The 14402-nt window shown below is 64.6% G+C and carries 13 protein-coding genes; 3 read left to right on the top strand and 10 right to left on the bottom strand.

Going from position 1 to position 14402, the window contains the following annotated elements; all coding sequences use genetic code 11:
* Window positions 1–2: 2 nt before the first annotated feature.
* Window positions 3–527, top strand: coding sequence for an Mpo1 family 2-hydroxy fatty acid dioxygenase (locus tag K5H97_RS05515; RefSeq protein ID WP_028690210.1), 525 nt, complete (start codon window positions 3–5; stop codon window positions 525–527).
* Between the two features lie 120 nt (window positions 528–647).
* On the opposite strand, the gene pcaC is transcribed toward K5H97_RS05515, so the two are convergent.
* The 9 genes from pcaC to pcaR all read right to left on the bottom strand — a co-directional run bounded on the left by pcaC (window position 648) and on the right by pcaR (window position 10261).
* Window positions 648–1049, bottom strand: a complete 402-nt coding sequence (pcaC, locus tag K5H97_RS05510; protein WP_028690211.1) for a 4-carboxymuconolactone decarboxylase — start codon at window positions 1047–1049, stop codon at window positions 648–650.
* Between the two features lie 10 nt (window positions 1050–1059).
* Window positions 1060–1851 (bottom strand): 3-oxoadipate enol-lactonase, encoded by a 792-nt coding sequence (gene pcaD / locus K5H97_RS05505; protein WP_028690212.1) that lies wholly within the window; start codon window positions 1849–1851, stop codon window positions 1060–1062.
* 12 nt (window positions 1852–1863) lie between these two features.
* Window positions 1864–3216 (bottom strand): 3-carboxy-cis,cis-muconate cycloisomerase, encoded by a 1353-nt coding sequence (locus tag K5H97_RS05500; RefSeq protein WP_028690213.1) that lies wholly within the window; start codon window positions 3214–3216, stop codon window positions 1864–1866.
* 9 nt (window positions 3217–3225) lie between these two features.
* A complete protein-coding gene (locus tag K5H97_RS05495) occupies window positions 3226–4515 on the bottom strand; it encodes an MFS family transporter (protein ID WP_028690214.1) in 1290 nt (429 codons plus the stop codon).
* 165 nt (window positions 4516–4680) lie between these two features.
* Window positions 4681–5886 carry a 3-oxoadipyl-CoA thiolase gene (gene pcaF, locus K5H97_RS05490; protein WP_197866280.1) on the bottom strand — a complete coding sequence of 402 codons (1206 nt, stop codon included), beginning with the start codon at window positions 5884–5886 and terminating at the stop codon, window positions 4681–4683.
* Window positions 5883–6662, bottom strand: a complete 780-nt coding sequence (locus K5H97_RS05485; protein ID WP_028690216.1) for a CoA-transferase subunit beta — start codon at window positions 6660–6662, stop codon at window positions 5883–5885. Before K5H97_RS05485 ends, pcaF begins: the two co-directional genes overlap by 4 nt.
* Window positions 6659–7519, bottom strand: a complete 861-nt coding sequence (locus K5H97_RS05480) for a CoA transferase subunit A (RefSeq protein WP_028690217.1) — start codon at window positions 7517–7519, stop codon at window positions 6659–6661. Before K5H97_RS05480 ends, K5H97_RS05485 begins: the two co-directional genes overlap by 4 nt.
* A gap of 168 nt (window positions 7520–7687) precedes the next feature.
* The gene (locus K5H97_RS05475) at window positions 7688–9034 is read right to left on the bottom strand and encodes an MFS transporter (RefSeq protein ID WP_028690218.1); all 1347 of its coding nucleotides are present in this window, start codon (window positions 9032–9034) and stop codon (window positions 7688–7690) included.
* 357 nt (window positions 9035–9391) lie between these two features.
* On the bottom strand, window positions 9392–10261 hold the full coding sequence (pcaR, locus tag K5H97_RS05470; protein ID WP_028690220.1) for a pca regulon transcriptional regulator PcaR: 870 nt from the start codon (window positions 10259–10261) through the stop codon (window positions 9392–9394).
* Window positions 10262–10826: 565 nt separating this feature from the next.
* On the opposite strand from pcaR, the gene K5H97_RS05465 reads away from it, so the two are divergent.
* Together K5H97_RS05465 and K5H97_RS05460 are read left to right on the top strand one after the other, a co-directional pair.
* Complete coding sequence (locus tag K5H97_RS05465) at window positions 10827–11027, top strand: hypothetical protein (RefSeq protein WP_028690221.1); 201 nt, start codon at window positions 10827–10829, stop codon at window positions 11025–11027.
* A gap of 312 nt (window positions 11028–11339) precedes the next feature.
* Window positions 11340–12812, top strand: a complete 1473-nt coding sequence (locus K5H97_RS05460) for an inorganic phosphate transporter (RefSeq protein WP_028690222.1) — start codon at window positions 11340–11342, stop codon at window positions 12810–12812.
* A gap of 84 nt (window positions 12813–12896) precedes the next feature.
* Here K5H97_RS05460 and K5H97_RS05455 read toward each other — a convergent pair whose 3' ends face one another.
* Window positions 12897–14372 (bottom strand): helicase HerA-like domain-containing protein, encoded by a 1476-nt coding sequence (locus K5H97_RS05455; protein ID WP_028690223.1) that lies wholly within the window; start codon window positions 14370–14372, stop codon window positions 12897–12899.
* Window positions 14373–14402 lie beyond the last annotated feature (30 nt).

Here is a 14402-nt window from a genome sequence, read left to right as displayed (position 1 = left end):
CAATGAAAAACCTCGTCGAGCACCTGAGTCAATACGCGACCTACCACCGCGACCCGCGCAATATCGCCACCCACTTCATCGGCATTCCGCTGATCGTGCTGGCCGTGGCCATCCTGCTGTCGCGCCCCGGCTGGGAACTGGCCGGCGTCTGGCTGTCGCCGGCGCTGTTGCTGGCGGGCTGGTCGGTGTGGTTCTACCTGCGCCTGGACCTGCGCTTCGGGCTGGTGATGGGCCTGCTGCTAGGGCTGTGCCTGTGGGCCGGCCAGGCGCTGGCCGTACAGAGCACCGGGCTGTGGCTGAGCGCCGGGCTGGGGGCATTCGTGGTGGGCTGGATCATCCAGTTCGTCGGCCACTGGTACGAAGGGCGCAAGCCAGCGTTCGTCGATGACCTGAGCGGGCTGATCATCGGGCCGCTGTTCGTGGTGGCGGAGCTGGCGTTCATGGCCGGGCTGTGCCCTGAGCTGAAAAAGGCCGTGGAGGCCAATGCCGGGCCGGTGGCCATCCGCCACAAGAAAGCCGCGATCTGACCACAAGAGTCAGGGGCCGCCGCACCCCCCAACGCGACACAGCCACTCCCGCAGGCTTGTGCAAACCCTGTGGGAGCGGCCTTGTGTCGCGATGGGCTGCACAGCAGCCCCGGCAATTTCTCAAGTCACCTGGGTGCGCGACTCCACCCCCAGCTCATCCCACACCGACTCGGCCAGGTGGAACGTGGCGTTGGCCGCCGGGATCCCGCAGTAGATCGCGCTCTGCATGATTACCTCCTTGATCTCCTCTCGCGTCACGCCATTATTGGCGGCAGCGCGAAGGTGCAGCTTGAGCTCTTCGTTGCGGTTCATGCCGATCAGCATGGCGATGGTGATCAGGCTGCGGGTATGTCGCGACAACCCCGGGCGCGTCCAGATATCGCCCCAGGCATGCCGGGTGATCATCTCCTGGAACTCGCCGTTGAAGTCATTGAGCTTCTCCAGACTGCGGTCGACATGAGCATCGCCCAGTACCGCGCGGCGCACTTGCATGCCCGCCTCGTAGCGTTGTTTCTCGTCCACGGTGTACTCCTCAGCGGCTCGACAGGAAGTCGAGCACACGGGCGCCGAACGGCGCGCCGATTTCGACATTGGACAGGTGCGCCGCCGCAAACTCGGCGTACTCGGCGCCATGGATGCCGGCCTGCATGAAGCGACCATGCTCGGGGGTGGTCACTGCATCTGCAGTGCCGGCGACGATCAGGGTCGGCACCTGGATGTGGGTGAGCTGGTCACGGAAATCGGCATCGCGCACCGCGGCGCAATTGGCCGCGTAGCCCTCCGGTGAAGTCTGCGCCAGCATCTGGCAGATACGCAGGGTGCGTTCCGGCTCGGCGGCGGCGAACGCCGGGGTGAACCAGCGGGCGATGGACGCATCACGCAGTTCGGCCATGGCCTGCCGGCCCCCCGCGAGCACGGTGTCGATGCGAGTGTTCCACACCTCGTCGTTGGCGATCTTCGCCGCGGTGTTGCACAGGGTCAGGCTGAGCAAGCGGTTACCCGCATTGATACCCAGCCACTGACCGATCAGTCCGCCCATGGACAGGCCTATGAAGTGGGCCTTCTCGATATCCAGGGCATCGAGCAGGGTCAGCACGTCGCCGCCCAACTGCTCGATGCTGTAGGGCCCCTCGCTGACCAGCGAACCGCCATGCCCCCGGGTATCGTAGCGCAGCACACGGAAATGTTCGGCCCATGCCGGGATCTGCGCATCCCACATGTGCAGGTCGGTGCCCAGCGAATTGGACAGGACCAACACCGGCGCATCGGCCGGGCCGTCGAGTTGGTAATGCATTTCGCCATCGGCCAGTTGCAGGTGCGCCACAGCAGTCTCCTTTCAGGCAGTGAATCGTTGATGTTCGGCCACGGCGCGCGCCACCCAGACGCGGGCCTGGCCAAGGTAATGGGCCGGGTCGAGCAGGCGGTCGAGTTCGTCGGCGGACAGTTCGGCGCTAACCTGTGGCTCGTCGCCCAGCACGGCACGCAAATGGCGCTCCTCGGCCACGGCGCGCTGGCAGCATTGCTCCAGTAGGTGATGGGCACGCTCGCGCCCCAGGCGCTGGGCGAGCACGATACTGACGGCCTCGGCAAGCACCAGGCCCTGGGTCAGATCCAGGTTGCGGCGCATGCGGGCGGCGTCCACCTCCATGCCCTCGGCGATCAGCTGCGCCTGGCGCAGGGCGCCGGAGACCAGGCAACAGATTTCCGGCAGGGTTTCCCATTCGGCGTGCCACAGGCCGAGGCTACGCTCATGCTCCTGGGGCATCGCGGCAAACAATGTCGAGACCAATCCCGGTACCCGGGTGGCAGCACCGATCAGCACCGCCGCGCCCACCGGGTTACGCTTGTGCGGCATGGTCGAGGACCCGCCCTTGCCCGGCGCGGCGGGCTCGAACAGCTCGCCCGCCTCGGTCTGCATCAGCAGGCTGACATCCCGGCCGAACTTCCCCAGGCTGCCGGCGACCAGGCCCAATACCGAGGCAAACTCCACCAGGCGGTCCCGCTGGGTGTGCCACGGCTGTTCGGGCAAGGACAGTTTCAACTGCGCGGCCAGGGCTTCTGCCACCGGCAAGGCCTTGCTGCCCAGCGCCGCCAGGCTGCCCGAAGCGCCGCCAAACTGCAGTACCAGCAGGCGCGGGCGCAGCTCCTTGAGGCGCTGGCGATGACGGGTCAGGGCGCCGAGCACACCGGCCAGTTTCATCCCCAGCGTCACCGGCGTGGCATGCTGCAGCCAGGTACGCCCCACCAGCGGCGTGTCGGCATGTTGCAGGGCCTGACGAGCCAAGGTGTCGGCCAATTTGCCAAGGTCACGGTCGATCAGCGTCAGGGCGTCACGCAGTTGCAGCACCAGGCCGCTGTCCATCGCATCCTGGCTGGTCGCGCCCAAGTGCACGTAGCGCTCGGCCTCGGGCACGCCGCTGGCGACCACCTTGCCCAAGGCCTTGACCAACGGAATCGCCGAGTTGCCAGCGGTGGCGATGGCATCGGCCAAGGCACGCACGTCATAACGCTCGGCCTTGCAGGCCGTCTCGATGGCGGTCACCGCCGTGTGCGGCACTAGACCGGCACCGGCCTCGGCGCGGGCCAAGGCGGCCTCGAAATCGAGCATGCCCTGCAACCGGCCGCGGTCAGAGAAGATCTCGCGCATCGCCGGCGCGGTGAAGTAGGCGTCGAACAGTTGGTTGCTCATGCAACGTCCTTAATGATCGTGATGCAGATACGCCGCCTGCTTGGGCAGGCGCAGGCTGAACAGGAAGGCCACCGCCATCATCGCGGTCACGTACCAGTAGAAGGTGTTCTCCATGCCTAAGGTTTTCAAGCCCAGCGCCACGTATTCGGCCGAGCCGCCAAACACCGCGTTGGCCACCGCGTAGGCCAGCCCCACCCCCAGCGCACGGACCTGCGGCGGGAACATCTCGGCCTTCACCAGGCCGCTGATGGAGGTGTAGAAACTGACGATGCACAGCGCCAGGGTCACCAGCACGAAGGCCATGAACGGACTGCTCACGGTCTTCAGCGCCATCAGCAGCGGCACGGTGAAAATCGTCCCCAGGGCGCCGAACAGGAGCATCGAGTTGCGTCGACCGATACGGTCGGAGAGCATGCCGAACACCGGCTGCAGGATCATGAACAGGAACAGCGCGCCGGTCATGACGAAACTGGCGCTCTTGGCGTTCATGCCGGCGGTGTTGACCAGATACTTCTGCATGTAGGTGGTGAAGGTGTAGAAGATCAGCGAGCCACCGGCGGTGTAGCCCAATACCGTGACAAAGGCGGCGGCATGGTTGCGGAAAAGCCCGCGAATGGTACCGGCCTCCTTGTCCTGGCGGGTCTCGGCACTGCTGGTCTCCTTCAGCGAGCGGCGCAGCATCAGCGAGATCAGCGCGGCGATGGCGCCGACCACGAACGGGATGCGCCAGCCATAAGCACGCAGCTCATCCTCGGTGAGCAGCTGTTGCAGGATCACCACCACCAGCACCGCCAGCAACTGGCCGCCGATCAGGGTGACGTACTGGAACGAAGCGAAGAAGCCGCGCTGACCGCGCAAGGCCACTTCGCTCATGTAGGTGGCGGTGGTGCCGTACTCGCCGCCCACCGACAGGCCCTGGATTAGCCGCGCCAGGAGCAGCAGCGCCGGCGCCCAGGCGCCAATGCTGGCGTAGGTGGGCAGGCAGGCGATGATCAGCGAGCCGCCGCACATCATCAGCACCGAGATCATCAGCGAATTCTTGCGCCCGTGGCGGTCGGCCAGGCGGCCGAAGATCCAGCCACCGATGGGGCGCATCAGAAAGCCCGCGGCGAACACGCCTGCCGTGTTGAGCAACTGCACGGTGGGGTCATCGGAGGGAAAGAAGGCCGGTGCAAAGTAGATCGCGCAGAAGGCGTAGACATAGAAGTCGAACCATTCCACCAGGTTGCCCGAGGAGGCGCCGACGATGGCGAAGATCCGCTTGCTGCGTTCTTCGCCGGTGTAATAGCTGGAAGTCATGGTGTTTTTACTCCTGGGAGGTCACTGCAAAGTCTAGACATACCCAGTAACAATCTCGTTCCACTGTCGGCCCAATCGCGGGGCAAGTCCGCTCCCACGATTGCCCGCGCAATTGCCAGGAAACAGCGTGGGAGCGGGCTTGCCCCGCGATTGGGCCGGTGCCGGTCAAACCCGCTCGATGGCCAACGCCAAGCCCTGACCGACGCCTACGCACATGGTCGCCAACCCCTTGCGCCCACCGTTCCTCTCCAGCTGATGCAACGCCGTCAGCACCAACCGCGCCCCGCTCATCCCCAGCGGATGCCCCAGGGCAATCGCACCGCCGTTAGGGTTGACCTGCGGCGCATCATCCGCCACGCCCAGCTCGCGCAGCACCGCAAGCCCCTGGCTGGCAAACGCCTCGTTGAGCTCGATGACATCGAAATCCGCCACCGCCACACCCAGCCGTTCGGTCAGTTTGCGCACCGCCGGCACCGGGCCGATCCCCATCACCCGTGGCGCCACGCCGGCACTGGCCATGCCCAGCACCCGGGCCCGTGGGGTCAGGCCATGTTTCTTCACCGCATCGGCCGAGGCCAGGATCAGTGCGGCGGCGCCATCGTTGACGCCCGATGCATTACCTGCGGTAACCGTCTTGTCCGGGCCATTGACCGGCTTGAGCCTGTTCAGCGCCTCCAGCGTGGTGTCCGGGCGCAGGTGCTCATCCTGCTCGACCACGGTCTCGCCTTTTTTATGGGCGATACGCACCGGCACGATCTCTTCGGCGAAGTAACCAGCAGCCTGCGCGGCGGCAGCCTTTTGCTGGCTGCGCAGGGCGAAGGCGTCCTGGTCGGCGCGCGACACCTGGTAATCGTCAGCGACGTTGTCGGCGGTCTCGGGCATGGCGTCCACGCCATGTTGCGCCTTCATTAACGGATTGACGAAGCGCCAGCCGATGGTGGTGTCCTCGAGCTTCATGTTGCGCGAGTAGCCGCTTTCGGCTTTTCCCATCACGAACGGCGCACGGGACATCGACTCGACGCCACCGGCGATGGCCAACTCCATCTCGCCACTGGCGATGGCGCGAAACGCGCTGCCGATGGCGTCCATGCCCGAGGCGCACAGACGATTGAGGGTCACGCCAGGAATGCTCTGCGGCAGGCCGGCCAGCAGCAGCGCCATGCGCGCCACGTTACGGTTGTCCTCGCCGGCCTGGTTGGCGCAACCGAGGAACACTTCGTCGAGCAGCTCCCACTGCACCTGCGGATTGCGCTCGACCAGCGCCTTGAGCGGCACCGCCGCCAGGTCGTCGGCGCGCACGCCGGCCAGAGCGCCACCGAAGCGGCCGATTGGGGTGCGGATGGCGTCGCAAATAAAGACGTCACGCATCAGGCTTCTCCTGCCGTCTGGCCATGGGCGGCGGCGGTGCGCGCTTCGAGGTCGCGCAGGGCGGACAGCTCGACATCGCTGGGTGCCGCGGTCTGCAGCACGTCGTCGGCGAAGCGGATCGCCCAGCCAGTGGCGGCAACGATCTGCTCGCGGGTTACGCCCGGGTGGATCGACGTGACCACGAATTCATGGGTGCCCGCTTCCGGCTCCATGATGCACAGGTCGGTGATGATGCCGACCGGCCCCTCGCCGGGCAGGCCCAGGTGCTTGCGCGAGTCACCACCTTCACCGTGGCCGACCGAGGTGATGAAATCGAGCTTGTCGACGAAGGCGCGTGGCGACTGCTTGAGGATGATCAGCACCTGCTTGGCGGAACCGGCGATCTCCGGCGCACCACCGGCACCTGGCAGGCGAGTCTTCGGCGCGTGGTAGTCGCCGACCACCGTGGTGTTGATATTGCCGAAGCGGTCGACCTGGGCCGCGCCGAGGAAACCGACGTCGATGCGCCCGCCCTGCAGCCAGTAGCGGAAGATCTCGCCGGTCGGCACCACGGTGTCGGCAGTCTCGGCCAGCTCGCCGTCACCGATGGACAGCGGCAACACACTCGGCTTGGCACCGATCGGGCCGGACTCGTAGATCAGCACGACATCGGGCGACGAGGTCAGGCGCGCCAGATTGGCGGCCTTCGACGGCAAGCCGATGCCGACGAAGCACACGGCACCGTTACGCAGGCGGCGGGCCGCCGCGACGGTCATCATTTCGGAAGTGGAGTAGCTCATTGCGCGGCCTCCGCGGTGCTGGCCAGCTTGGCCTGGAATTCGGTGAAGTCCCGGGTGCCACGGATGAAGGTGTCGATCCAGGCGGTGAACGACTCGCGGTTGCGGGCGATCGGGTCCCAGGCCTGGTAGAAGCGGTTGTCGCGCTCGTAGTAGCCGTGGGCGTAGGACGGGTGGGCGCCGCCGGGCACCAGGCACACCGCGCTCAGCGCCCAGGTCGGCAGCACGCAGGCATTCATCGGCGCATTCAAGTCATCGACGATCTCCTCGACGGTGACGATGCAGCGCTTGGCCGCCAGGGCCGCTTCCTTCTGCACGCCGAGGATGCCCCACAACAGCACGTTGCCCTTGCGGTCGGCCTTCTGCGCGTGGATCACGGTGACGTCCGGACGCACCGACGGCACAGCGGCGAGCACCTCGCCGGTGAACGGGCAGGTGACGCTCTTGATCAGCGGGTTGACCTTCGGCAGGTCGGAGCCGGCGTAGGCACGCAGCACCGCGAACGGCAGGCCGGAGGCGCCGGCGACATAGGCGTTGGCCAGGTCGGCGTGGCTGTGCTCTTCGATCTCGATGGCGTGCGGCCACTGCTTCTCCACCGCGTCGCGCAGGCGATGCAGCGAACCGACGCCGGGATTGCCACCCCAGGAGAAGATCAGCTTGCGCGCGCAGCCGGCACCGATCAGCTGGTCGTAGATCAGGTCCGGGGTCATGCGCACCAGGGTCAGGTCGCGCTTGCCCTGACGGATGATCTCGTGACCGGCCGCCGTCGGGATCAGGTGGGTGAAGCCTTCGAGGGCGACGCTGTCGCCGTCCTGGATGAACTGCTTCACAGCCTCGTGAAGCGAGAGGATTGCTGCCATTGGAGACTCCTGGTCAGGTCGAGTCGAGTCAGTGAGCAGCGGGCCATTGCGTCGCTGCGATGGGCCCAGATTACGGAGGCTATCGGGGTGGTTACAATCCGATAATCGCACTTTAGTGCGATTATCGAACAGATTGTTATCTTGCTATTTATGCGCGCCCCTGTCGTCTCAGGTCGCGTCGGCGTGGCTTACCAGCCCCTTGACCACCACCGCCAGGGTGGCCAGCGCCGCCGGCACCAACAGCGCAGTCAGTACCTGCTCGAAGGTCCACCCCAGCCCAAGCAGCGTCGCCCCGCTCCACGCACCGAGAATCGCGCCGAAGCGACCGATCCCGAGCATCCACGACACCCCAGTGGCACGCCCCTGGGTCGGGTAGAACCGCGCTGCAAGCGAAGGCATGGCCGACTGCGCGCCGTTCACGCACATGCCGGCGACCAGCACCAGCGTGGCCAGCAAGGTAATGTTGCCCAGGCTCTGCCCCACGGCATAGGCGAACACACCCGCCAGCAGGTAGAAGATGCCGATCACCTTGTGCGGGTTGAAGCGGTCCATCGCCCAACCCACGGCCACCGCACTGAGCACGCCGCCGAACTGGAACAATGCGCCGATGAAGGCAGCCTGCTCCATGCTCGCGCCGCTGTCACGCATCAGGGTCGGCAGCCAGCTGGTCAGCAGGTAGACGATCACCAACCCCATGAAGTAGGTCAGCCACAGCAGCACGGTGCCCAGGCCATAGGTGCCCGAGAAGATCACCGCGAACACGTTGCGCGTCGCCACCACCTTGTGCTCAGGCACACTGAAGCTCGCAGCCTGTGCCACCAGGGCCGGGGCAATCGGCGCCAGGGTCCGGCGCACCTTCTCGGTGCCACGATTGCGCACCACCAGGAACCGCGCCGACTCCGGCAACCAGACCAACAACACCAGCGCCAGCAGCAACGGCAGCACCCCGCCGATCACCAGCAGGCTATGCCAGCCGTAGGCCGGGATCAGCTTGGCCGAGATGAAACCACCCCCGGCCATGCCCAGGTTGAAGCCACAGAACATGCTGGTCACCAGCAGCGACTTGAGCCGTTCCGGGGTGTACTCGGAAAGCAAGGTAGTGGCATTGGGCATGCCCGCCCCCAGGCCCAGGCCGGTCAGAAAGCGCAGCACCAGCAACTGGTCGACATTGCTGGCGTAGGCCGAGGCCAGGCTGAAACCGCCGAACACCAGCACCGCCCCCACCAGCACGCCCTTGCGCCCGAAGCGGTCGGCCAACGGCCCGGACCCAAGGGCACCGAACACCATGCCGATCAGCGCGGCGCTCATCACCGGGCCGAGGCTGGCGCGGTCGATGCCCCATTCCTGGGATAGCGCCGGGGCGATGAAGCCCATGGCGGCGGTGTCCAGGCCGTCGAGGAAGACGATCAGGAAGCACAGGATCACCACCCGCCATTGATAGCGAGACAGCGGTTGGTCGTTGATGAGAGACTGGACATCGAGGCAGTTGCCGACAGCGGATTGTGGCTTGTTCATTGTTGTTATCCGGGAGTTGGGCACAGGCAGGCTACCGCGCATCGCTGATACGCAGGAGCAGGAAACGTTGGATACGACGGCCTGGGATCAGCCGGGCAGCAGCACTGCGCGCGGGTGTGGCCGCGACAGCAAAGGGACGGTCTTCATGGGGGATGCCCTCGGGCCTGTTGTTATTGTCCGGTCGGCGAAGCCGACTCGTGCGACAGACATTAATCAGCAGGCGTGGGTGGCGCAATTCGTCGGGAACGACACTGTGCGTTTATCGAACAGGAAACGGCAGCGCCGGTTCGACAGCTCAGCCCACATGGTATGAAAGCCCGTCTGCCGCCGATGGGGCGCAATGCGCCCTGACGTTGTTCAGCCAAACAACTGGTGACACAGGTCCCGGCTGGCCGCCAGCAGGATCGGCAGGAAACGTTGCTCCAGTTCGCCACGGCTGACCCGACCGACATGGGTGCTCACGTTCAACGCCGCCAGCACCTGCCCGGAGGCGTCATAGATCGGCACGGCAATCGAACGCAACCCCTGCTCCAGTTCCTGGTCGACCACGCACCAACCCTGCTCGCGCACCTGCTGGATGCAGGCGAACAACGATTCAGGGTCGTGCAGTGTACGGCTGGTCCGCGCCTTGAGGTCCGCCCTATCCAGATATTCGTGCAGGCTGGCATCGTCGAGCGCCGCCAAGAGGATGCGCCCCATCGAGGTGCAATAGGCCGGCAACCGCCCACCGACGGACAGGTCGACCGAGATCAACCGTTCGACCGTGGCCGAGCGCGCTATATAAAGAATGTCGTCGCCTTCCAGCGTGGCCATGTTGGCCGCTTCGTGTAGCTGGTCGCTGATCCGGTCGAGGTAGGGCTGTGCCGATACCGCCAACGGCGTCGACGACAGGTAGGCATGGCCAAGGGTCAACACCTTGGGCAACAGCGAATAAGTACGCCCGTCAGTGGTCGCGTAACCCAGCTTCATCAAAGTATGCAGACAACGCCGGACCGCCGCCCGGGGTATTTCCGTGCGGTGGCTGATCTGCGCGATGGTCAGGTGTCGCTTGCGCTCCTGGAACGCCTGGATCACCGCCAGCCCACGGGCCAGGGAAGTCATAAAGTCCGGGTCGCCGGTGAAGGCCTGAATGCGCTTGGCCGCGGACGCCACGATCGGCGGTGCCAGGGCGGGGCTGGTACTGCGCGTGGGCTCGTTTGCTGGCGGCGCGCTGGTTTCTTCGCTCATGGACATGCCTCAAAAAATCGCTACCTCGTGCGATTATCGAACGAACGGCCGATAATCGCAATTGACCGCTGACACGTTTGCTTATACCTTTCCCCTGCCACATGTGGCTTCTTTGGAGAGACTGGTCAGGTACCCACCGTAGAAGTCCCAGGCAGCGGCCTCGCCTCCTAGCGAGGCCGTTTTCATTTCTGACAGCGAACGGTCAAAGTGGCCCCCTGACAAGTGGAACTTTCAGCACGCCAATCAGGCCAAAACTTTGGCTGGCCAGAATAACTTCCGGTCTATTGTCAATGACGCGTAAAGAACGATAGCCTTCGAATTGACGATTGCTATAATCGGCACTGTTGATTGCCAGTGCTGTATAACGGATCCAATCGATAAACTTTCGTTGCCTTCCTGACGCCAGCCCGCTGCTTGAGCAGTGGCGTGTCGTGTGGTGCACGGCAGGTCGCCCTCCCACGCCCAGTCATTCCAAGTGCAACGATGTGTACGCGCTGCCTGTATGTCCACATTCAGCATGTGTATTTAACGGCCAACGCCCAACTTAAACTATTCAGGTATGACTGTGACGAAAGAAGAACTGCGCGCCGAACTCGAGCGCCAGGCTGAACGTTACAAGGATGTTTACGGTGGTGAAGTCACCACCTATGCCGCACAACCCGACCCGGAACGCAAACCCTGGCGTAAACGTGCCAGCATTCTCGACCAGGCCTTCGCCCAGGAGATCGAGAAGATCGAAAAGGAACTGCGCAGCGACGGCGATTGAAGCTGAGCGATGCTATAGCGCCATCACCCTATGGCGATTGCAGCGAGGCATCCTGGACAAAATTGCTCGATATGAAATGGAATCACACAAATTTCATACAAGCGTTTTAATTGCGGACAACTTGCCTAAATCGTCTCAAATCGCTGATTTTTCTGAAATTTATCGATTTTTTACGGCATTTTTTCGCAACAGCCCACTCGCACGACGCGTGGATGGGGTCGACATTCCCCTGCCATCGGTCAGTGGCGGGTGCATCGATTGCAATGGTTTTCTGGCATAATCCGCCCCCCCTAAGACCGCCAGACAACCTTCATGATCGATTTATTCAGCGGACTGGATGCCTGGGTTATCGTGAGCCTGACGCTCGCTCTGACCTTCGTGCTCGCATTCGAGTTCATCAATGGCTTTCATGACACCGCCAACGCGGTAGCCACTGTCATCTATACCAAGGCCATGCCACCGCACCTGGCCGTGTTCTTCTCCGGGGTGTTCAACTTCCTCGGCGTTCTGCTCGGCGGTGTCGGGGTGGCCTACGCCATCGTCCACCTGCTTCCGGTCGAACTGCTGATCAACGTGAACACCGGCCACGGCCTGGCCATGGTCTTCTCGCTGCTGGCTGCCGCCATCACCTGGAACCTGGGCACCTGGTACTTCGGTATCCCGGCCTCCAGTTCGCACACCCTGATCGGCTCGATCCTCGGTGTCGGCCTGGCCAACGCCCTGCTCAGCGACATTCCACTGGGCGACGGCGTCAACTGGCAGAAGGCGATCGACATCGGCATGTCCCTGGTGCTTTCGCCCATGGCCGGCTTCGCTGTCGCCGCCCTGCTGCTGATCGGCCTGAAATGGTGGCGTCCGCTGTCGAAGATGCACAAGACCCCGGACCAGCGCCGCAAGCTCGACGACAAGAAGCACCCGCCGTTCTGGAACCGCCTGGTGCTGGTGATCTCGGCCATGGGCGTGAGCTTCGTGCACGGCTCCAACGATGGCCAGAAAGGCATCGGCCTGATCATGCTGGTACTGATCGGCATCGTCCCCGCCAAGTTCGTCCTCGACCTGAACAGCACCACCTACCAGATCGAGCGTACCCGTGACGCCACCCTGCACCTGAGCCAGTTCTACCAGCGCAACGCCGCCACCCTGGGCGAGTTCCTGGCGCTGGGCAAGGCGCAAGCGAGCGACCTGCCGGAGCAGTTCAGCTGCAATCCACAGCAGACCGAGCCAACCATCGCCGCGCTGCAATCGTCGCTGGCCGGCGTGACCGACTACCGCGCCCTGAGCGCCGAGAAGCGCGTCGAAGTACGTCGCTACCTGCTGTGCCTGGACGACACGGCGAAGAAGGTCGGCAAGCTGCCGGGCCTGCAGGCCCGTGAAAAGGCCGACCTGGAGAAACTGCGCAAGGACCTGACCGCCACCACCGAGTACGCACCGTTCTGGGTGATCGTCGCCGTCGCTCTGGCCCTGGGCCTGGGCACCATGGTCGGCTGGAAACGCGTGGTACTGACTGTCGGCGAGAAGATCGGCAAGCAGGGCATGACCTATGCCCAGGGCATGTCGGCCCAGATCACCGCGGCCTGCGCCATCGGCATGGCCAACGTGTTCAGCCTGCCGGTGTCCACCACCCACGTGCTGTCGTCGGGTGTCGCCGGTACCATGGTCGCCAACAAGAGCGGCCTGCAGGGCGGCACCGTCAAGACCATCCTGCTGGCCTGGGTGCTCACCCTGCCGGCAACGATGGGCCTGGCGGCTGGCCTGTTCTGGCTGGCCACCAAGGCGATTGGCTGAGTGCTGATGCAGTACTGAAAAAGGCGCCTTTGCAGGGCGCCTTTTTCATATCCGTCATTCGAGGCCTATCGCGGGGTAACGGGTTTAACGTTTCTTCCCGCCCAGCAACGATCCCATCAAACCACGCACCAACTGCCGCCCCAACTGATTGGCCGCCTGGCGCACCGCTGACTTGATGGCCTGCCCCGCCGCGCTCTGCAGAAACTCGCCGGCCTTGTCGGCGAAGCTGTCCTCGTCGGCCTTGGCCTGGGGCGCGGGCTCCACCGGCTCGCCCTTGCGCTGGGTCAGCATTTCATAGGCCGACTCACGGTCCACCGGCTTGTCATAGCGCCCTGCCAGCGGCGATGCCGCGATCAGTGCCTGCCGCTCTGCTGCGCTCAATGGCCCGATCCGCGACTGCGGTGGCGCGACCAGCACCCGCTGGACCATGGCCGGCGTACCCTTCTCCTCCAACGTCCCGACCAGCGCCTCACCAATGCCCAGCTCGGTCAACACCGCCAGGCTGTCGAACGCCGGATTGGGACGGAAACCATCGGCCACCGCGCGCAGCGACTTCTGCTCCTTGGCGGTGAATGCCCGCAGGCCATGCTGGATGCGCAATCCCAACTGAGCCAGTACCGCATCCGGCAGGTCGCCCGGTGACTGGGTGACGAAATACACCCCCACGCCCTTGGAGCGGATCAACCGCACCACCTGCTCCAGGCGGTCCTGCAACGCCTTGGGGGTGCCGTTGAACAGCAGGTGCGCTTCGTCGAAGAACAGTGCCAGCACCGGCTTGTCGGCATCGCCACGCTCCGGCAACTGCTCGAACAGCTCGGCCAGCAGCCACAACAGGAAGGTCGCGTAGACCTTGGGCGCGTCATGCACCAGGCGGCTGGCATCGAGCAGGTGAATACGCCCGCGACCATCGCCTTCGGGGCGCAGCAGGTCCTGCAGTTGCAGCGCCGGCTCGCCGAACAGCGCCTCGGCGCCCTGCTGTTCCAGGGTCGCCAGCCGGCGCAGCAAGGCCTGCGTGGAAGCGCCGGTCATCAAGGCGCTGTCCTCGCCCAGCAGCTGCGGGTTGTCCTTCAGGTGCGCGAGCAGGGCCTTGAGGTCTTTCAGGTCGAGCAGCAGCAGGCCTTCGCGATCGGCCACCTTGAACGCCGCATACAAGGCGGCCTGCTGGCTGTCGGTGAGCTCCAGCAGGTTGCCCAGCAACAACGGTCCCATTTCGCTCAAGGTAGTGCGCAATGGATGCCCCGATTGCCCCGCGATATCCCAAAGACTTACCGGATAAGCCTGGGGCGTGTGGTTCAGCCAGGGCATGCCGGCGATCCGCTCGGCCACCTTGCCCTGGGGCGCCCCCGCCGCGCCCAGGCCGCACAGGTCGCCCTTCACATCTGCGGCGAATACCGCGACCCCGGCATCGCTGAACAGTTCGGCCAGATGTTGCAGGGTGACCGTCTTGCCGGTGCCGGTGGCCCCGGCCACCAGGCCGTGCCGGTTGGCCAGGCGCATGGACTGGGACACCGGCTGACCATCGGGACCTGCTCCTACTACCATTCGTAAGAAATCCGACATCTTCTTTCATCCCCTGCTCAAGTTCTGACG

This window comes from Pseudomonas mosselii, from assembly GCF_019823065.1.
Taxonomy (GTDB): Bacteria; Pseudomonadota; Gammaproteobacteria; order Pseudomonadales; family Pseudomonadaceae; genus Aquipseudomonas; species Aquipseudomonas mosselii.
This window is presented reverse-complemented; position numbering and strand designations above follow the sequence as displayed.